Source organism: Mycobacterium sp. DHQP2018-32-09 (assembly GCF_058148405.1).
The window spans coordinates 15570-35036 of record NZ_JBYVYK010000006.1; the positions used below are offsets into that span (position 1 = coordinate 15570).

16 protein-coding genes are annotated in these 19467 nt (G+C 69.9%); 12 read left to right on the forward strand and 4 right to left on the reverse strand.

Going from position 1 to position 19467, the window contains the following annotated elements; translation table 11 throughout:
• Window positions 1–92 precede the first annotated feature (92 nt).
• Genes AC30CM_RS04585 through nrdE form a run of 3 tightly spaced genes read left to right on the forward strand, consistent with a single transcriptional unit; the run spans window position 93 to window position 2968 of the window.
• Window positions 93–335 (forward strand): redoxin NrdH, encoded by a 243-nt coding sequence (locus AC30CM_RS04585; protein ID WP_490115644.1) that lies wholly within the window; start codon window positions 93–95, stop codon window positions 333–335.
• A 42-nt stretch (window positions 336–377) separates the two neighbouring features.
• Window positions 378–818: a class Ib ribonucleoside-diphosphate reductase assembly flavoprotein NrdI gene (gene nrdI / locus AC30CM_RS04590; RefSeq protein ID WP_490115645.1), complete on the forward strand. Its 441-nt coding sequence runs from the start codon at window positions 378–380 to the stop codon at window positions 816–818.
• Window positions 803–2968 carry a class 1b ribonucleoside-diphosphate reductase subunit alpha gene (gene nrdE, locus AC30CM_RS04595; RefSeq protein WP_490115646.1) on the forward strand — a complete coding sequence of 722 codons (2166 nt, stop codon included), beginning with the start codon at window positions 803–805 and terminating at the stop codon, window positions 2966–2968. The genes nrdI and nrdE overlap by 16 nt, the downstream gene beginning before the upstream one ends.
• Before the next feature lie 271 nt (window positions 2969–3239).
• Here nrdE and AC30CM_RS04600 read toward each other — a convergent pair whose 3' ends face one another.
• A complete protein-coding gene (locus tag AC30CM_RS04600) occupies window positions 3240–3623 on the reverse strand; it encodes a DUF5997 family protein (RefSeq protein WP_490115647.1) in 384 nt (127 codons plus the stop codon).
• A gap of 41 nt (window positions 3624–3664) precedes the next feature.
• Here AC30CM_RS04600 and AC30CM_RS04605 point away from each other — a divergent pair, with 41 nt between their 5' ends.
• Both AC30CM_RS04605 and AC30CM_RS04610 read left to right on the forward strand, forming a co-directional pair.
• On the forward strand, window positions 3665–4396 hold the full coding sequence (locus tag AC30CM_RS04605) for a LysR family substrate-binding domain-containing protein (protein ID WP_490115648.1): 732 nt from the start codon (window positions 3665–3667) through the stop codon (window positions 4394–4396).
• 41 nt (window positions 4397–4437) lie between these two features.
• Window positions 4438–5280: a GNAT family N-acetyltransferase gene (locus AC30CM_RS04610; protein ID WP_490115649.1), complete on the forward strand. Its 843-nt coding sequence runs from the start codon at window positions 4438–4440 to the stop codon at window positions 5278–5280.
• Window positions 5281–5545: 265 nt separating this feature from the next.
• On the opposite strand, the gene AC30CM_RS04615 is transcribed toward AC30CM_RS04610, so the two are convergent.
• A complete protein-coding gene (locus AC30CM_RS04615) occupies window positions 5546–6730 on the reverse strand; it encodes an NAD(P)/FAD-dependent oxidoreductase (protein ID WP_490115650.1) in 1185 nt (394 codons plus the stop codon).
• Window positions 6731–6839: 109 nt separating this feature from the next.
• Here AC30CM_RS04615 and AC30CM_RS04620 point away from each other — a divergent pair, with 109 nt between their 5' ends.
• The 3 genes from AC30CM_RS04620 (at window position 6840) to nrdF (ending at window position 10205) form a co-directional block, all read left to right on the forward strand.
• Entirely contained in the window at window positions 6840–7580 is a 741-nt protein-coding gene (locus AC30CM_RS04620) for a TetR/AcrR family transcriptional regulator (protein ID WP_490115651.1), read from the forward strand.
• A gap of 62 nt (window positions 7581–7642) precedes the next feature.
• Entirely contained in the window at window positions 7643–9118 is a 1476-nt protein-coding gene (locus tag AC30CM_RS04625; RefSeq protein WP_490115652.1) for a flavin-containing monooxygenase, read from the forward strand.
• Between the two features lie 112 nt (window positions 9119–9230).
• Window positions 9231–10205, forward strand: a complete 975-nt coding sequence (gene nrdF, locus AC30CM_RS04630) for a class 1b ribonucleoside-diphosphate reductase subunit beta (protein ID WP_490115653.1) — start codon at window positions 9231–9233, stop codon at window positions 10203–10205.
• A gap of 124 nt (window positions 10206–10329) precedes the next feature.
• Here nrdF and AC30CM_RS04635 read toward each other — a convergent pair whose 3' ends face one another.
• Window positions 10330–11376 (reverse strand): NAD(P)-dependent alcohol dehydrogenase, encoded by a 1047-nt coding sequence (locus tag AC30CM_RS04635; RefSeq protein ID WP_490115654.1) that lies wholly within the window; start codon window positions 11374–11376, stop codon window positions 10330–10332.
• Window positions 11377–11747: 371 nt separating this feature from the next.
• Here AC30CM_RS04635 and AC30CM_RS04640 point away from each other — a divergent pair, with 371 nt between their 5' ends.
• The 4 genes from AC30CM_RS04640 to atzF are packed head-to-tail and all read left to right on the forward strand — an operon-like array spanning window position 11748 to window position 18677.
• Complete coding sequence (locus AC30CM_RS04640) at window positions 11748–12593, forward strand: urea amidolyase associated protein UAAP1 (RefSeq protein WP_490115655.1); 846 nt, start codon at window positions 11748–11750, stop codon at window positions 12591–12593.
• Window positions 12590–13228 carry an urea amidolyase associated protein UAAP2 gene (locus AC30CM_RS04645; RefSeq protein WP_490115656.1) on the forward strand — a complete coding sequence of 213 codons (639 nt, stop codon included), beginning with the start codon at window positions 12590–12592 and terminating at the stop codon, window positions 13226–13228. Before AC30CM_RS04640 ends, AC30CM_RS04645 begins: the two co-directional genes overlap by 4 nt.
• Window positions 13225–16836 carry an urea carboxylase gene (uca, locus tag AC30CM_RS04650; RefSeq protein ID WP_490115657.1) on the forward strand — a complete coding sequence of 1204 codons (3612 nt, stop codon included), beginning with the start codon at window positions 13225–13227 and terminating at the stop codon, window positions 16834–16836. The genes AC30CM_RS04645 and uca overlap by 4 nt, the downstream gene beginning before the upstream one ends.
• Window positions 16833–18677 (forward strand): allophanate hydrolase, encoded by a 1845-nt coding sequence (atzF, locus tag AC30CM_RS04655; protein ID WP_490115658.1) that lies wholly within the window; start codon window positions 16833–16835, stop codon window positions 18675–18677. The genes uca and atzF overlap by 4 nt, the downstream gene beginning before the upstream one ends.
• Here atzF and AC30CM_RS04660 read toward each other — a convergent pair.
• Window positions 18626–19333 (reverse strand): TetR/AcrR family transcriptional regulator, encoded by a 708-nt coding sequence (locus AC30CM_RS04660; protein ID WP_490115659.1) that lies wholly within the window; start codon window positions 19331–19333, stop codon window positions 18626–18628. The two genes, atzF and AC30CM_RS04660, sit on opposite strands and share 52 nt — an antisense overlap.
• Window positions 19334–19467 lie beyond the last annotated feature (134 nt).

The window sequence follows — 19467 nt, forward strand, 5'->3', positions numbered from 1 at the left end:
AGCGTGTCGGCCACGGGGCCGGCCCACCAGGTGGAGTGCATGTCGTGAGTGGTCGTCGAACAACGTACGAGATTTCGCTGAGGGAGCCTGACATGACCGTGACCGTCTACACCAAGCCCGCTTGCGTCCAGTGCAACGCCACCTACAAGGCGCTCGACAAGCAGGGCGTGCCCTACGAGGTCGTCGACATCAGCGAGCACCCCGAGGCGCGTGACTACGTGATGGCCCTCGGCTACCTGCAGGCGCCCGTCGTCGTGGCGGGCAGCGAGCACTGGTCGGGCTTCCGTCCCGATCGCATCAAGGCCCTCGGCGGAGCCGTCGCCGCCACCGCCTGATCCTGCTGGGGTGACGGCAGGGAGTCGAGCAGGGAGACGGGCATGGCGAACCTCGTGTACTTCTCCAGCGTGTCGGAGAACACGCACCGATTCGTGGAGAAGCTCGGGCTGCCCGCCATCCGCATCCCCGTCCACGGGCGCATCGACGACCCCGCCGTCATCCACGAGCCCTACGTCCTGGTGCTGCCCACCTACGGCGGTGGGCACGCCAACGGACCCGATCCAGAGGCCGGGGGATACGTCCCCAAGCAGGTGATCGCCTTTCTCAACAACGAGCACAACCGGTCGTTGATCCGCGGCGTCATCGCCGCGGGCAACACCAACTTCGGGGCCGAGTTCGGCTATGCGGGCAACGTGGTGTCACGCAAGTGCGGTGTGCCCTTCTTGTACAGATTCGAATTGATGGGGACAACGGACGACGTCTTCGCCGTCCGCGCCGGCCTCGAGGACTTTTGGAAGGAACAGACGTGTCTCCAACCGTGACCGCCGTAGAGCCGGAGAGCGCCGTGCACGCGCTGCCGGGCGAGACGGACTACCACGCGCTCAACGCGATGCTGAACCTGTACGACAAGGACGGTCGGATCCAGTTCGACAAGGACCGCGAGGCGGCCAATCAGTACTTCCTGCAGCACGTCAACCAGAACACGGTCTTCTTCCACAGTCAGGACGAGAAGCTCGACTACCTGATCGAGAAGCAGTACTACGAGCGCGAGGTGCTCGACCAGTACTCGCGCAACTTCGTCAAGTCCCTGCTGGATCGCGCGTACGCCAAGAAGTTCCGGTTTCCCACGTTCCTCGGCGCGTTCAAGTACTACACCTCCTACACCCTCAAGACGTTCGACGGTAAGCGCTACCTGGAGCGCTTCGAGGACCGCGTCGTGATGGTGTCGCTGACCTTGGCCGCGGGGGACACCACGCTGGCCGAGAAGCTCGTCGACGAGATCATCGACGGCCGCTTCCAGCCGGCGACGCCCACCTTCCTCAACTCCGGCAAGAAGCAGCGCGGCGAGCCCGTCAGCTGCTTCCTGCTGCGCATCGAGGACAACATGGAGTCCATCGGCCGCTCCATCAACTCGGCGCTGCAGCTGTCCAAGCGCGGCGGCGGGGTGGCGTTGCTGCTCACCAACATCCGCGAGCACGGCGCGCCCATCAAGAACATCGAGAACCAGAGTTCCGGCGTCATCCCCATCATGAAGCTGCTGGAGGACTCGTTCTCCTACGCCAACCAGCTCGGTGCCCGGCAGGGCGCCGGTGCGGTGTACCTGCACGCCCACCATCCCGACATCTACCGGTTCCTCGACACCAAGCGCGAGAACGCCGACGAGAAGATCCGGATCAAGACCTTGAGCCTGGGCGTGGTCATCCCGGACATCACGTTCGAGCTGGCCAAGAAGAACGAGGACATGTACCTGTTCTCGCCGTACGACGTCGAGCGCGTCTACGGCGTCCCGTTCGCCGACGTCTCGGTCACCGAGAAGTACTACGAGATGGTCGACGACGCGCGGATCCGCAAGACGAAGATCAAGGCCCGCGAGTTCTTCCAGACGCTGGCCGAGCTGCAGTTCGAGTCGGGCTACCCGTACATCATGTACGAGGACACGGTGAACCGGGCCAATCCCATCGCCGGCAAGATCACCCACTCCAACCTGTGCTCGGAGATCCTGCAGGTCTCCACGCCGTCGGAGTTCAACGACGATCTGTCGTATGCCAAGGTGGGCAAGGACATCTCGTGCAACCTGGGCTCGTTGAACATCGCGAAGACCATGGACTCGCCGGACTTCGCGCAGACCATCGAGGTGGCCATCCGAGCGTTGACGGCGGTCAGCGATCAGACGCGGATCACGTCGGTGCCGTCCATCGAGCACGGCAACGACCAGTCGCACGCCATCGGCCTCGGCCAGATGAACCTGCACGGCTACCTGGCGCGCGAGCGGATCTTCTACGGCTCGCACGAGGGCGTCGACTTCACGAACATCTACTTCTACACCGTGCTCTATCACGCGCTGCGGGCGTCGAATCGCATTGCGATCGAACGCGGTACGAGCTTCGGCGGGTTCGAGAAGTCGAAGTACGCCTCGGGTGAGTTCTTCGACAAGTACACCGATCAGGTGTGGGAGCCCGAGACGGACAAGGTGCGGCAGCTGTTCGCCGACGCCGACATCCGCATCCCCACCCAGGACGACTGGAAGCGGTTGAAGGAGTCGGTGCGGCAGCACGGCATCTACAACCAGAACCTGCAGGCGGTGCCGCCGACGGGCTCGATCAGCTACATCAACCACTCGACGTCGTCGATCCACCCGGTGGCCAGCAAGATCGAGATCCGCAAGGAAGGCAAGATCGGCCGCGTCTACTACCCGGCGCCGTACCTCACCAACGACAACCTGGAGTACTACCAGGATGCGTACGAGATCGGCTATGAGAAGATCATCGACACGTACGCCGCGGCGACGCAGCACGTCGATCAAGGCCTGTCGCTGACGCTGTTCTTCAAGGACACCGCGACCACGCGCGACGTGAACAAGGCGCAGATCTACGCCTGGCGCAAGGGCATCAAGACGCTGTACTACATCCGCCTCCGCCAGATGGCGCTGGAAGGCACCGAGGTCGAGGGCTGCGTGTCCTGCATGCTGTGACGCCGGTCGAGACGACGGAAGGTGACGGATTCGCCCGAGAATCCGTCACCTTCCGTCGTTTGGCGGTCACCGTACGGAGCGCGGTGTAGCCCGACGACAGCTGGGAGCCGTGGTCGCCCGACGAGGTGGCGGGGCGCCACCTCGTCGTCGAGCAGGAACAGCCACGGCCGCGACGGGCTGCGGTCCGGGACGGTCAGGTCGTCGAACACCACGTGCGGCGGCGCCGGCAGGTTTCCCGTGCGGGTCACCACGCCCAGCACGACGGGGCCGCTCAGCCGTCGCGCTGCTCGGCGTGCAGCGCCTTGACGCGGCGCTGTTCGGCGAGCACCGCCTGATAGCTCTCGCGCTCGGCCACCAACCAGTCGGGCTTGTCGGCGAGCAGTGCCGCGATCTGCTCGGTGGTCAGCGCCTCGGTCACGCCGCCACGCGCCAGACCCGCGATGGAGACGCCGAGCTTTGCCGCCACCAGGTTCTTCGGATGCGGCCCGTGCTGGCGCAGCTCGACCAACCACGGCGGCGGGTCCGCCTGCAGCGCAGCCAGTTCGGCCCGGGTGATCGCGTTCTCCTGGAACTCGGGCGGCGTCGCGGGCAGGTAGACGTCCAGCTTCTTGGCCGCGGTCGCGGGTTTCATGGACTGTGCGTTCGGCCTGCTCATGGGCAGAGTTTATCGGGGGCGCGCACCGGTAACCTGAAGCGGTGGCTCCGACCTCGCTGCCCGCGCTCACCCTCGGCTACGTGCCCGGGGCGACGCCGGCGAAGTGGGCCCGGGTCTGGACGCAGCGCCATCCCGACGCCCCGCTGCAGCTGCGCGCCGTCGACGCCGCGGAGGCCGCCGAGCTGGTGCGCTCCGGCGGCGTCGACGTCGCGCTGCTGCGGCTGCCCACGGACACCACCGGGCTGGCGGTCATCCCGCTCTACGAGGAGACCACCGTCGCCGTCGTCCCCGTCGACCACGTCCTGACCGCCGTCGACCAGATCGCCGCCGCCGACCTCGACGGCGAGCCGGTCCTGGTGCCGCTCGACGACACCGTGCCCTGGGCGGACCGGTCGGGGGAGACGATCGATCATCGGCCCGAGACCACCGGTGCGGCAATCGAACTCGTCGCCGCCGGGATGGGTGTCCTCGTCGTGGCGCAGTCGCTGGCGCGGCTGCACCATCGCAGGGATCTCACCTACCGTCCCATCACCGACGCACCCACGTGTCCGGTGGCGCTCGCGGTCCCGGAAGGGCCGCAGTCCGCCCTCGTCGAGGAGTTCATCGGCGTCGTCCGGGGACGCAAGCCCGGCTCGTCGCGCGGGCAGGCCGACACGACGCCGAAGCGCACCGCGCGCGAGAAGACCTTGGCCAAACAGGCGGCGCGCGCCGCGGCGGGCAAGGTCGCCCGGACGCCCGTCAAGCGCGGCAGGCGGGGCGCGTCCGGCAAATAATCGGTGGAGTCCGGCGAGCCAACGACTCATCCTCGGACAGTATGACCGTTCGCCTGTTCCCCTCTCCGATCGACTTCGCGCCGGTCGCGCACTGGGTCTACCGCAGGGACCCGGTGACGTTCACCCTCGAACTGACGACGCTGCACACCGCGCACTGGCCCGCCGACCGCGTGCTCGCCTCGGTGCGTCGCGACGGTGCGTTGGGGGCCGCCGTGCAGGGCGCCGACGGCTGCCTGCTGGTCAGCGGATTGCCGACGGGTCTGGCCGCCACCCTGTTCGCCGAAGCCGCCGACGCGCTGCGCGGCGTCCCGAGCGTCCGCGGAACTCGTGGCGCGGCAGACGAATTCGCGAACTCCTGGGCGGCCGAGACCGGTGGTCGCCCCGAGCAGACCCGCGCGGACGTGCTGTATCGCCTCGACGAGCTGGTGCCGCCCAGCGGCGTGCCGGGTGCGCCGCGGGCGATCACGGCGTCGGACACCGAGCTGGTGGTCGACTGGCTCGACGGGTTCTTCGCCGAGTCGCAGCGCGAGGCGTCCGATCGCCTGCAGCGGGCCCGCTTCCTGCAGGGCGCGCTGGACGACGGAAGCCGCATCGTGCTGTGGGAGGTGGACGGCACCCCGGTGAGCATGGCGCGGGTGCACCCGCCCGCGGCGGCGATGACGCGCATCGGGCCGGTGTTCACGCCCGTGGAGCAACGTGGCCACGGGTTCGCGGCGGCGGCCACCGCGGCGGCAGCGACATTGGCGCGTCGGCTCGGCGCCCGCGACGTCGTGTTGTTCGCCGACGTCGCGAACCCGGTGTCCAACCGCGTGTACCGGCGCATCGGCTTTCGCCCCGTCACCGAGATGGTGGGATACGCGCTGCGCCTGCCCGCGTCAGGCTGACGCGAGATTCGCGTCGAGTTCTGCACGAGGGTCGTGGGTGTGACGTGGTCGACGACCCTGGTGCAGAACTCGCGCACATCTCGCCGAGTTCTGCACGAGGGTCGTGCGCCGCCACCAGCGCGACACCCATCCACGCCCCGCCGCGCCCCCAGACGCCCCGCCGCGCCCCACGTTGTCGCTCGTCGTCGCTACGAGGTGGGCATGGCCACGAGTGCCCTGGCAGAGCCACGCGCCAGCCGCGGCGCGCGCCCCAAGTCAGCTCGCGCTACTTCGTGACGTGCTGCGGGCCCTGGGCCTTCGTGTAGAGCACCTTGAGCATCCGGTCGCGGAACGCGGCGTTGTCGATGAGCTTGATGCCCGCGCCGGCCAGCTTCGGGTTGCCGATCAACTTGTGCATGTAGCGGCCGCGGCGGTACTCCCGGCCCCACGCCGCCTCCATCCGCTGCGCGTAGTTCGTGAAGTCGTCCGGCCCGCCGTTCTGCAGCGCGGCGATCGCGCACTCGCCGGCGGCGAGGCCCGACTCCAGCGCCTTGGAGATGCCCGCACCCGACGCCGGCTTGCCCGCACCCAGCGAATCGCCCGTGAACAGCACGCCGGGACGGAACGGCGGCCACGCGGTGAAGCCCATGGGCAGCCGCCAGGCGCGCACGCTCTTGTTCTTCTTCAGCTCCTCGATGGGCGGCAGCTCCCAGTCGCGCGGCAGCGTCTTGAGGAAGTCGCCGAGGAACTGCGTGGCGTTGATGGCCTGCCAGTTCTTGTAGCTGTTGACGTAGCCCAGGCCGATGTTGAACACGCCATTGCCCATGGGGAACACCCAGCCGTAGCCGGGCAGCTGGTCGCCGTTGAACAGCAGCTTGAGGTAGATGTCGAGCGAGTCGGAGTCCGCGCGGTTGGCGTGCATCTCCGAGCGGATCGCGATGGCGGAGTAGCCGTTGTACTCCGAGTCGATCTTGAGGGCCCGCTTGATGGGGGAGTAGGCGCCGTCGGCGGCGATCACCGCGTCGCCGAGCACCTTCTCGCCGCTCTTGAGGACGACGCCGACGACGCGGCCGGTGGCGTCCAGTTCGGGGCCCGCGACCTCGGCGCCCTGGCGCACCTCGGCACCCGCGGACTCGGCGTGCTTGAGCAGCAGCGTGTCCAGGTGCTCGCGGCTGACGGTGTGGCCGTGGTCGGGCATGCCGGGGCGACGGGGGAACGACAGCTCCCACGCGCTGGGGCTGTAGACCGTGACGCGGTTGACCCGGTGGAAGGTCGCGACCTCGTCGGCCAGCCCCATCTTCTGCAGGTAGCTGACGGCGCGGGCGGTCAGGCCGTCGCCACACGGCTTGGCCCGGGGGAACTGGGCCTTGTCCAGAACGATCACCTTGGCGCCGGTCTGTGCGGCCTGCCACGCCGCCGCCGAACCCGAGGGCCCGCCTCCGGAGATGACCAGGTCGTATCGCTGCGTCATTCGTCTCGTCTCACTTGCTGGTCGGATTATCGTCGGCGATGGTACCCGTGGCGGGCCTGCGCTGTCCGGTCCGGGCAGGTCAGGCGGTACCAGCGGGTACAGTCAACCCGTGCGCCGACCGTCGATCACCCGCCCGGGCCCCCAGCCCGGGGCGAAGGTGGATGCGCGCAGCGAACGGTGGCGCGAGCATCGCAAGAAGGTTCGGGCCGAGATCGTCGACGCGGCCTTCCGCGCCATCGACCGCCTGGGCCCCGAGGTCAGCCTGCGTGAGATCGCCGAGGAGGCGGGGACCGCCAAGCCGAAGATCTACCGGCACTTCACCGACAAGTCGGACCTCTTCCAGGCGATCGGCGAGCGGCTGCGCGACATGCTGTGGGACGCGATCTACCCCCACGTCGACATCGCGAAGGACCCGGCGCGCGAGGTGATCCGGCGCAGCGTCGAGCAGTACGTGCTGCTGGTGGACGCCCATCCCAACGTCTGCCGCTTCCTGATCCAGGGCCGGTTCGCCGAGCAGAGCGAGTCCACCATGCGCGCGCTCAACGAGGGCCGCGCGGTGACCTTGGCCATGGCCAGCATGTTCAACAACGAGTTGCGCGAGATGGAACTCGACGCCGCCGCGATCGAGCTGGCCGCGTACACCACGTACGGTTCCGCGGCCGCGGCCACGGACTGGTGGCTGGGCCCGACGGTCGACAGCCCGCGGCGGTTGCCGCGGGAGGCGTTCGTGGGCTACATGACCACGATCATGCTCGGCGCCATCAACGGCACGTGTGAGCTGCTGGGCATCAGGATCGACGCCGAGCTGCCGGTACACGAGGGCGTCCGCCGCCGCGAATCCGTGGCCTGACGTCGCCGGACTCGGGCCTTTCGGCGGTACCCGGTACCGGCGTTCCCCAGTATGGTCGGTGCATGACCGACCCCGCCCCCGTCGCCACGCGGACCCTGATCATCGGCAGTGGGTTCTCCGGCCTGGGCATGGGCATCGCGCTGCAGCAGCAGGGCGTCGACTTCCTCATCCTGGAGAAGGCCGACGAGATCGGCGGCACGTGGCGCGACAACACCTATCCGGGGTGCGCGTGCGACATCCCGTCGCACATGTACTCGTTCTCCTTCGAGCCCAAACCGGACTGGACGCACATGTGGTCCTTCCAGCCGGAGATCCAGGAGTACCTGCTCGGCGTCACCGAGAAGTACGGGCTGCGCGACCACGTGCACTTCGGTGCCCACGTCGACCGCGCGCACTGGAACGACGCCCAGGGGCGCTGGCACGTGCACACCAAGGACGGCCGCGAGTACGTGGCGCAGTTCCTGGTCTCGGCCGCCGGTGGGCTGCACATCCCGCTGGTGCCCGACATCCCCGGCGCCGACGAGTTCACCGGAGTCACCTTCCACTCGGCTCGGTGGGACCACGGCGTCGACCTCGCCGGCAAGCGCGTGGCGGTGATCGGGACCGGGGCCAGCGCCATCCAGATCGTTCCGGAGATCGTCGATCAGGTCGGCGCCCTCCACGTCTACCAGCGCACGCCGGCGTGGGTGATGCCGCGCATCAACAACGCCTTCCCGCAGTGGATGCGTGACGTCTTCACCAACGTGCCCGGCGCCCGGGCGCTGCTGCGGGCGGCGATCTACTGGATTCACGAGGCGGTGGGCTTCGCGATGACCAGGCAGCCCCGGCTGCTCAAGATCGGCGAACTGCTGGGCAGGTGGAACATCCGGCGCAGCGTCTCCGACCGTGAGCTGCGCCGCAAGCTGGTGCCCAGCTACACCGCCGGATGCAAGCGCATCCTGAACTCCGACACCTATTACCGGGGCATCGCACACCCGCACACCACCGTGATCACCGAGCGCATCGAGCGCATGACGCCGACGGGCATCGTCACCGCCGACGGCGTCGAGCGCCCGGTCGACGTGGTGGTGTTCGCCACCGGGTTCCACGTGACCGACTCCTACACCTACGTCGACATCAGGGGCGCGGCCGGCGAGGACCTGGTGGACCGGTGGAACCGGGAGGGCATCCAGGCCCACCGCGGCATCACCGTCGCCGGCATGCCGAACCTGTTCTTCCTGCTGGGGCCCAACACCGCGCTGGGGCACAACTCGGTGGTGTTCATGATCGAGTCGCAGATCCGCTACGTGGCACAGGCCATCGCCGCGGTGGACGAGCGCGGCGCCCACGCGCTTGCGCCCACCCGCGAGGCGCAGGACGCGTTCAACGCCGAGCTGCAGGGCGAGCTGGCGGGCACGGTGTGGAGCACCGGCGGTTGCCGCAGCTGGTATCTCGACTCCCACGGGGTCAACCGCACGCTGTGGAGCGGGATGACGTGGCAGTACTGGCTGTCGACGCGGCGGTTGCGCACCGCGGAATACGAGTTCAGCGGCCGCTGACCGGCGTGTCGGGGAGAACACGCGCGACACAACCCGTTGTGTTGCGCCGAGTTGTCGTCCCCCAGTTGTAGTGTTCAAGGCATCGCATCGTTTCGTCTGAAGTGGGGTTGCTGTGAGTGATGGCGTCAAGCTCATCGATCGTGTGTCGGCCATCAACTGGAACCGGCTGCAGGACGACAAGGACGCCGAGGTGTGGGACCGGCTGACCGGCAACTTCTGGCTGCCCGAGAAGGTGCCGGTGTCCAACGACATCCCGTCGTGGAGCACGTTGACGGCCTCCGAGAAGCAGCTCACCATGCGGGTGTTCACCGGCCTGACGCTGCTCGACACGATCCAGGGCACCGTCGGCGCCGTGAGCCTCATCCCGGACGCGCTGACGCCGCACGAGGAAGCGGTGTACACCAACATCGCGTTCATGGAGTCGGTGCACGCCAAGAGCTACAGCAACATCTTCTCGACGCTGTGCTCCACGGTGGAGATCGACGAGGCGTTCCGCTGGTCGGAGGAGAATCCGAACCTGCAGCGCAAGGCCGAGATCGTGATGCGCTACTACAAGGGCGACGAGCCGCTCAAGCGCAAGGTGGCCTCGACGCTGCTGGAGAGCTTCCTGTTCTACTCCGGCTTCTACCTGCCGATGTACTGGTCGTCGCGCGCCAAGCTCACCAACACCGCCGACATGATCCGCCTGATCATTCGCGACGAGGCCGTGCACGGCTACTACATCGGATACAAGTTCCAGCGTGGCCTGGCCCAGGTCGACGACGCCAAGCGTCAGGAACTCAAGGATTACACCTACGAGTTGCTGTTCGAGCTGTACGACAACGAGGTGGAGTACACCCAGGACCTGTACGACGGCGTCGGCTTGAGCGAGGACGTCAAGAAGTTCCTGCGGTACAACGCGAACAAGGCGCTGATGAACCTCGGGTACGAGGCGCTGTTCCCGAAGGACGAGACCGACGTGAACCCGGCGATCCTGTCCGCGCTGAGCCCCAACGCCGACGAGAATCACGACTTCTTCTCCGGCTCGGGCTCCAGCTACGTCATCGGCAAGGCCGTCAACACCACCGACGAGGACTGGGACTTCTAACCCACCGGCCCCCTCGTCATCGGGCGCGCCGCCGGCAGGCGTGGACCCCGAGGCGATCCAGCCCTGACACGAATTCGGCGGCCGTCCCGACAGGGGCGGCCGCCGAATGGCGTCGAACGCAGACCTAGATGGTCGACGTGTCGATGACGAAGCGGTAGCGCACGTCGCTGGCCAGCACGCGCTCGTAGGCCTCGTTGACGTAGGACGCCTCGATGACCTCGATCTCGGGGGTCACGTCGTGCTCACCGCAGAAGTCCAGCATCTCCTGGGTCTCGGGGATGCCGCCGATCATCGAGCCGGAGATGCTGCGGCGACCGCCGGCGAGCGGGAAGAACGGGACCTCGAGGGGCTTCTCGGGAGCGCCGAGCTCCACCAGCGTGCCGTCGATCTTCAGCAGCGCGAGGTACTGGCCCAGGTCCAGGTTCGCCGACACGGTGTTGAGGATGAGGTCGAACGACCCGGCGAGCTTGGAGAAGGTCTCCGGGTCGCTGGTGGCGTAGTACTCCTTGGCGCCCAGCCGCAGGCCGTCCTCCATCTTCTTGAGCGACTGGCTCAGCACCGTCACCTCGGCGCCGAGAGCGGTGGCGAGCTTGACGCCCATGTGCCCGAGGCCGCCGAGGCCGATGACGGCGACCTTGGAACCGGGGCCGGCGTTCCAGTGCTTCAACGGAGACCACAGCGTGACGCCGGCGCACAGCAACGGCGCGGCCTTGTCGAGGGGGATCGAGTCCGGGATCCGCAGCACGAAGTCCTCGTTGACGACGATCGCCTGGCTGTAGCCACCCTGGGTCATGGTGCCGTCGCGGTCCTTGGCGCCGTAGGTGCCGATCATGCCGGTGCCGGTGCAGTACTGCTCCTTGCCGGCCTTGCAGTTCTCGCAGTTCTGGCACGAGCCGACCATGCAACCCACGCCGACGTGGTCGCCCACCTTGTACTTGCTGACCTCGGAGCCCACCTCGGTGACGACGCCGGCGATCTCGTGGCCGACGACGATCGGGTACTTGGTGGTGCCCCACTCTTCCTTGACGGTGTGGATGTCGCTGTGACAGATACCGGCGAACTTGATGTCGAAGGCGACGTCGTGGGGGCCGACGTCGCGCCGCTCGATGGTGGTCTTGGTCAGCGGCGCGGTGGCCGAGGTGGCGGCGTATGCGGAAACAGTCGTGGTCATGGTCTTCTGCGTGCCCTCTTCGTCTCGTCGTGCAAACATTCTTCGCCCGGAGTGTGGCGAAGTCGATGATTTCGGGGCACGGTCGGGCGCCCCGCCGTGGGGTCCAACGCTGGCGCGCGGGATTTTGTGCCGCGACGTGATGATCATCGCACCGCGGGGGACGCCGTGCAGCGTCGTTCCTCCAGGGGTCTTCACACCGGGCCGTCACACCGGCCGTCACACCGGGCCTTCACACCGGGCCGTCACATGCTGGACACCGGCGTTGCGCGTTGTTAACGACCGTCGGGGCATCGGTTACACCGCGGCAACCACCCGCGGGCCGTCCGCGAGAAAACTGTCGATCGACAGAAACTCGCGAGACGGGAGTCCACGTGACGAGCACAGCCACCACGGCGGGCGCGCGCACGCATGCCCGCGCCCAGCACGGGCGCACGGCCGACGTCATGCGCCACGTGCCCGCGGCGACCAGCCCGACGGCACCGGCCGGTGTCGATCCGCAGCGGCTGACGTGGTCGGAGACCGTCGCGCCGGGCGGATACGTCGAGGCGGTGTTGAGCCGCGGCACGCGCATCCGGCTCACCGACGCCGTCGGAGACGCCTGCGCGCACCTGCTCCTGCACCGGGCCGACGCCCCGCACGAGCGCCTCAACGTCGCTGACACCGTGAAGGTGCCGTGGCAGGCCTACCTGGGGAGCGGCCATCCGCTGCTCAGCGGCTACGGCCGCGTCCTGGCGACCGTGGTCGCCGACACGTCGGGCCGCCACGATGCGCTCGCGGGCACCACGACGCTCGCAGGCAGCGTCGCCCGCTACGGTGCGGGTGCACCGGAGTCCGCCTCGCCCGCGGGCCGTGAGCTGCTGCTGCTCGCCGCGCTCAAACACGGCCTCGGACAACGTGATCTGCCGCCGTCGGTGTCGTTCTTCCAAGGCGTGCGCGTCGACGCCGACGGTGCGCTGCGCTGGCAGGGGTCCAGCGGTCCTGGGACCACCGTCGACCTGCTGCTGCACGTGGACGCCATCGTGCTGCTGGCCAACACCGCCCACCCGCTGGATCCGCGTCCCGAATTCACCTGCGGCCCCCTGCTGGTGCACGCCTGGCGCGCTCCCGGCGAACTCGCAGACCTGGCCTCCGGCGATCTGCTCGGCCCCCTGGGCCCAGAACACCTGCAGGCCATCGCCAACACCGATGCCGATCTCACCGCCCGAGGAGTCCTGTGACCGCACCCGCCCTCGTCGCCGGAGACGTCGTCCTCGACCAGACGGTGCCCGCCCGCGCACCGTGGTCGGCGGTCGTCGCCGCCGGTGACGTGCTCACCATCGTGGACCTGCACGGCAACCAGGCCGTGGACTGCCTGCTGTACGCCGCCGAGGACACCGGCGTGCGCTACTCCGCCGCCGAAACCATTGCGCGACAGGGTCACATCACGCTGACGACGGGTTCGGTGCTGCGCGCCGACACCGGGCTGGCCCTGATGACGGTGATCGCCGACGAGGTGGGGGTGCACGACACGCTCGGCGGCGCCTGCTCCAAGGAGTCGAACACGCTGCGCTACGGCCAGCACACCAGGGCGCAGCACGGGTGCATGGAGAACTTCCTGCTCGAGGGCGCCAAGCACGGTCTCGGCGCTCGCGACCTGGTCGGCAACATCAACTGGTTCATGAACGTGCCCGTCGACCCCGACGGCGCACTCGGCATCGTCGACGGACTGTCCGGGCCCGGCAAGCGCGTCGCGCTGCGCGCCGACGTCGACACGCTGGTCCTGGTGTCGAACTGCCCGCAGATCAACAACCCCTGCAACGCCTTCGATCCCACCCCGGTGCGCATGATCGTCACCCGCGAGGTGGTCGCGTGACGACCGCGCTGATCGCCAACCGCGGCGAGATCGCCGTCCGCCTGATCCGCGCGGCGCGAGACGTCGGGCTGCGGACGGTCGCGGTGTTCTCCGACGCCGACCGCGGCGCGCCGCACGTCCGGCTCGCCGACGAGGCCGTCCGCCTGGGCCCGGCCGCGCCCGCGGAGAGCTATCTGCGGGCCGAGGCGATCCTCGACGCGGCCGCGGCCACCGGCAGTCAGCTGATCCACCCCGGATACGGATTCCTCTCCGAGGACGCCGAATTCGCCGATGCGGTGCAACGCGCCGGGCTGACGTTCGTCGGCCCGACCCCCGAGCAGCTGCGGGTGTTCGGCACCAAGCACACCGCCCGCGCGGCGGCCACCGCCGCGGGTGTCCCGGTGTTCCCGGGGTCGGATCTGCTGGAGAGCGCGGCGGCCGCGGTACTGGCCGCCGCCCGGATCGGTTACCCCGTGATGCTCAAGGCCACCGGCGGCGGAGGTGGCATCGGCATGCAGGTGTGCCGCGACGAACCCGAACTGCGCACCGCCTACGAGCGCGTCGTGCGGCTCGCCGAGCGCAGTTTCGGCGCGGCCGGGGTGTTCGTCGAGCGCTTCGTCGACGACGCCCGGCACGTCGAGGTGCAGGTGTTCGGCGATGGCACGGGCCGGGTCGTGTCGCTCGGTGACCGCGACTGCTCGCTGCAGCGTCGCAATCAGAAGGTACTCGAAGAGGCCCCGGCCCCCGGCCTCGACGACGAACTGCGCCGGCGGCTGCACGCGTCGTCGCGGGCGCTGGCGGCCGCCGTCGGCTACCGCTCGGCGGGCACGGTCGAATTCGTCTACGACGCGCGCCGCGGCGAGGCCTCGTTCCTGGAGGTGAACGCGCGCCTGCAGGTGGAACACCCCGTCACCGAGGCGGTCACGGGGATCGACCTGGCGGGCTGGATGTTTCGGCTGGCCCTCGGTGAGACGGGGATGCTGGACCCGTACACCGCCGGCGAGGTGCCCGTCACCGGCCACGCGGTGGAGGCCCGCGTGTACGCCGAGGACCCGTCCCGGGACTACCGGCCGAGCACCGGAACCCTGACGGCCGTGACACTTCCGGACGCGGCGCTCGCCCGCGTCGACACCTGGATCGAGCAGGGCACCGACGTGTCGGCGTTCTACGATCCGCTGCTGGCCAAGGTGATCGCCGCAGGCGCCGATCGCGACGAGGCGCTCGACCGGCTCGGGGCGGCGCTGGACGCCACCCTGCTGCACGGCATCGAGGTCAACGTCGGCACGCTGCGAGCCGCCGTCGACGACGTCGACGTCCGGGCCGCACGGCACAGCACGTCCACGCTGGCGGGCATCGCCGATGCGCGGCCTCGCATCACCGTGGAGCGGGCCGGGCTGCTGACCACCGTGCAGGACCTGCCCGGCCGCCTCGGATCCTGGGACGTCGGCGTGCCGCCGAGCGGTCCCATGGACGACCTGTCCTTCCGGCTCGGCAACCGCGCGCTGGGCAACGCCGACGGCGCGCCCGGCCTGGAATGCACGGCGTCGGGACCGGCCGTGTGCGTGACGCACCCCACGCTGGTGTGCATCACGGGTGCACCGTGCGTGGTCACCGTCGACGGCGCCGTGGTGCCGATGTGGGAACCGGTGGTGATCCCCGCGGGAGGCGTGCTGGACGTGGGCGACGTCGACGGCGCGGGGTTGCGGACCTACGTGCTGTTCGCCGGTGGGCTGGACGTGCCCGAATACCTCGGCAGCGCCTCCACGTTCACGCTCGGCCGCTTCGGCGGCCACGGTGGCAGGCCGCTCGTCGTCGGTGACGTCCTGCGCGTCCGCCCCGACGCGCCCACCGCCGAAGGCCGGACGGTGCCCGTCGCGCACCGTCCGGAGTTCCCGTCGTCCTGGGAACTGGCGGTCACCGAGGGGCCGCACGCCGCCCCGGAGTTCTTCACCCGCGAGGACGTCGCCACGCTGTATGCGGCGGACTACCGCGTCCACTTCAACTCCGCGCGCACCGGCGTGCGGTTGGAGGGGCCGCGGCCGCGGTGGGCCCGTCCCGACGGTGGCGAGGCCGGCCTGCATCCGTCCAACGTGCACGACAACGCCTATGCGGTGGGGGCGCTGGACTTCACCGGCGACACCCCGATCCTGTTGGGGCCCGACGGTCCCAGCCTGGGCGGTTTCGTGTGTCCGGTCACGGTGGTCACCGCCGACCGGTGGAAGCTGGGCCAGTTGCGTCCGGGGGACACCGTGCGCTTCGTCCCGATCCGCGCGTCCGACGCGCCGTCGCGACACGTCACGGGACGCCTGCGCGCCGCGGCGCGCGTGGGCATCGCCCGTGGCGGCGACGGCGACGACGGCGTGCTGGCACGCGGTCGACGTGACGGTGCGCCGACCGTGACCTACCGGCGCTCGGGTGACGACAACGTGCTCGTCGAATACGGCGACATGGTGCTCGACCTGGCCCTGCGCGCCCGGGTGCACGCGCTGCACCAGCGTCTCCGGGCCCTCGGCACGCCCGGCATCGTGGACCTCACGCCAGGAATCCGGTCGCTGCAGGTGCACGTCGACCCCGCGGTTCTGCCCATCGGCGCACTGCTCGGACTGCTGACCGAGATCGAGGACGACCTGCCCGCGACGTCGGACCTCGTGGTGCCCAGCCGTACCGTCCGGTTGCCGCTGTCGTGGGACGACCCGGCCACCCGCGAGGCCATCGCCCGGTACGTCTCGGGGGTGCGCGACGATGCGCCGTGGTGTCCGTCGAACATCGAGTTCATCCGGCGCGTCAACGGTTTGGCGTCGGAGGCCGACGTCATGGACGTGGTGTTCGCCGCCGAGTACCTCACGCTGGGTCTGGGCGACGTCTACCTCGGGGCGCCGGTGGCCACGCCGCTGGACCCGAGGCACCGGTTGGTCACCACGAAGTACAACCCGGCGCGCACCTGGACCGCCGAGAACTCGGTGGGCATCGGCGGGGCGTACCTGTGCATCTACGGCATGGAGGGTCCCGGCGGATATCAGTTCGTCGGCCGCACCACCCAGGTGTGGAGCACCCATCGGCACACGCCGCCGTTCGAGCCCGGAAGTCCTTGGCTGCTGAGGTTCTTCGATCGCATCTCCTGGTATCCGGTGTCGGCCGAGGAGCTGCTGGACCTGCGGGCGGACATGGCGGCGGGCCGGGGGTCGGTCGACGTCGCCGACGGCACGTTCTCCCTGGCCGACCACGAGCGCTTCCTGGCCGACAACGCCGAGTCGATCGCCGCATTCCGGGCCACGCAGAGCGCGGCGTTCGCCGCCGAGCGGGCGGCGTGGGCGGCAGCCGGTGAGTTCGATCGCGCCGAGCGCGCCGAATCCCGTGTCGTGGAGCGGATTGCGGAGCTGGTGTTGGACGCGGGGGAGCACCGTGTCGACGCGCCCTTCTCCTCGAGCGTGTGGAAGGTGGACGTGTCCGTGGGCCAACGCGTGACCGCGGGGGACCCGCTGCTGGCATTGGAGGCGATGAAGATGGAGACCGTGGTGCGCGCGCCCGTCGACGGGGTGGTGACCCGGGTGCTCGTCGCGGCCGGCCACCAGGTCGACCCCGGCGCCCCGCTGGCCGTGGTGTCCGCCGACGAACGGGACGTGGCGTGAACGCCGTCGAGCGCGTGCGCGCCGCGTATGCCGCGATCGGGCGCGCCGAGCGCCCCGAGATCTGGATCACGCTGCGGCCCATGGCCGCTGCGCTCGCCGAGGCGCAGGCCGTCGATGCCGCGGTGGCCGCGGGGGACGACCTCCCGCTGGCGGGTCTGGTGGCCGCCGTCAAGAACAACGTCGACGTCGCGGGGGTACCCACCACGGCGGCCTGCCCGGCGTACGCCAGTGCACCGGCGGCCGTCGACGCCCCGGTGGTGGCGCGGTTGCGGGCGGCCGGTGCGGTGGTGCTCGGGGCGACCAACCTGGACCAGTTCGCGACCGGGCTGGTCGGCACCCGTAGCCCGCACGGCGCGGTCCGCGATGCGCGCCGCCCCGAACGCATCTCGGGCGGTTCGAGTTCCGGGTCGGCGGTGGCGGTGGCCCTCGGCCTCGTCGACGTCGCGCTGGGCACCGACACCGCGGGATCGGGTCGCGTCCCCGCGGCGCTGCAGGGCATCGTCGGCATCAAGGCCACGGTCGGCGTGGTTCCGGTCGACGGCGTGGTGCCCGCCTGCCGCAGCTACGACTGCGTCACGGTGTTCGCCCGCGACCTCGACACCGCCGACGTCGCGATGGGCGTGGTGGCAGGCGGTGCCCGCCCGTTTCCCGCCGCGGCCCCGCTGGCGGCGCCGGAACGGCCGGTGGTGGCCGTCCCCCGCGAGCTGCCACACCTGTCACCGGAGTGGCGTGCGGCGTTCGCGGCCGCGGTCGCCCGCCTGACCGCCGCCGGGGCCGAGGTGCGCGAGGTCGACCTGCGGCCGTTCCTGGATGCCGCGCGGCTGCTCTACGACGGCGGTCTGGTGGCCGAACGGCACGAGGCCGTCGGTGCCTTCGTCGACGCCCACCGCGACGAGGTGGATCCGACCGTGGGTGCCATCGTGTCGGCCGCGGGCGCGGTGCGGGCGACGGATCTGTTGCGCGACCGGGTCCGGCTGGCCGACCTGACGACGTCGGCCATGTCCGAGATCGCGGGCTGCGACGCGCTTCTGGTGCCGACGACCACCGAGCATCCGAGCATCGCGGAGGTCACCGCCGCGCCGGTGGCCGTGAACTCCCGGCTGGGGACGTACACCAACTTCTGCAACCTGATGGATCTGTGCGCCGTCGCGGTGCCCTCGGGGATGGCCGGAGACGACCAGTTCGGCGTGTCCGTCGTGGCCCGTGCCGGCGCCGACGCGGTGGCCGCGGACGTGGCGCGTCTGGTGACGCTGCCGCCCCCGCCGCCGCCGGGAGTGTCGGATCCCGCGCCGTCGGCGGTGTCGGATCCCGCGCCGTCGGCGGTGTCGGATCCCGCGCCGTCGGCGGTGTCGGATCCCGCGCCGTCGGCGACGACGACGGACGCCGCGGCGCGGTGCCCGTGGCCGGTACGTGCGGGTCTGGGGGCCACGCGGTTGTTCGTGGTGGGCGCGCACCTGCGCGGCCACCCCCTGGCATGGCAGCTCACCGAGCGCGGTGCCCGGTGGCTCGGCCCCGCGGCCACCGCGCCGCTGTATCGGCTGGTGCGCCTGGCGACGCAGCCGGCGAAGCCGGGACTGGCCCGGGTGGGCGCGGGCGACGGCGTCGTGATCGGCGGTGAGACGTGGTTGATCGCCACCGCGATGCTCGGCGACTTCCTCGCGGCACTGCCCGCGCCGATGGCGCTCGGTCCGGTGACGCTCGACGACGGGACCGAGGTCGTCGGGTTCGGCTGTGCGCTGGACGCCTGGCAGGCGGGGGAGGACATCTCACCCCACGGCGACTGGCCGACCTATCTGGCGTACTCCGGATCGCTCGCCGGATCACCCGCGCCCTCGGTGTGACGCCGCACTTCCTGCCTGCTGCGCTCGCGTAGGGCGGGCAGCGCGTCGTCGGTGATGCCGAGGACGCGCAGGCACGCATCGGCCACGTGCCCTGGGAGGTCCTCGCGTTCGGGACCGCGGGCGTCCCACATGTTGACCAGTGACTCGACGAGCCGGAACGGCAGGTCGGCGGCCGCGGGGTGTACACCGGTGTGGTCGACGACCGCGCGGGCGCAGGCCAGATAGTGCAGCCGCAGGCGTTCCCGCTCGGACCAGAACGGCTCCAGCTTGGCGTCGCGCAGCTCGGGTAGCAGGTAGAGCGCTCCCAGGTTCCACCGGCCGGACAGCAGCTGGGTGCCGTCGAACGCGGCCAGGGCGTGCAGGTGTGCCGCCGCCGTCAGCGCCGGCTCGGCGCCCAGCAGGTGCGGCAGGAATTCCAGTGTGGGGGTGACGGTCTCGCTCAGCAGGGCGCAGAGGATGTCGTCCTTGGTCTTGAAGTAGTGGTACAGCGATGCCTGGCGGATGCCGACCGACTCGGCGATCGACCGCGTCGAGGTGGCGGTGTAGCCGGTAGTGGTGAAGAGTTCGCCTGCGGCATCCAGGATTTCGTCTCGTGCGGTGGTTCCCGGACGCCGCTGCGTGTGCAGTCGGGGTCGGCCGGCCCTGGCAAGCGACATGAGCCCATCGTGACCCATCGGCGGGCGGAAGCGATACCCCCGGCGTTTCTGTCATCCGATAGAAACGCGCGACACGCAGCGGTTACGTACGCCGACTTTTGGTTACGCCAGCGACACCCAACGGGTCGGGGCCG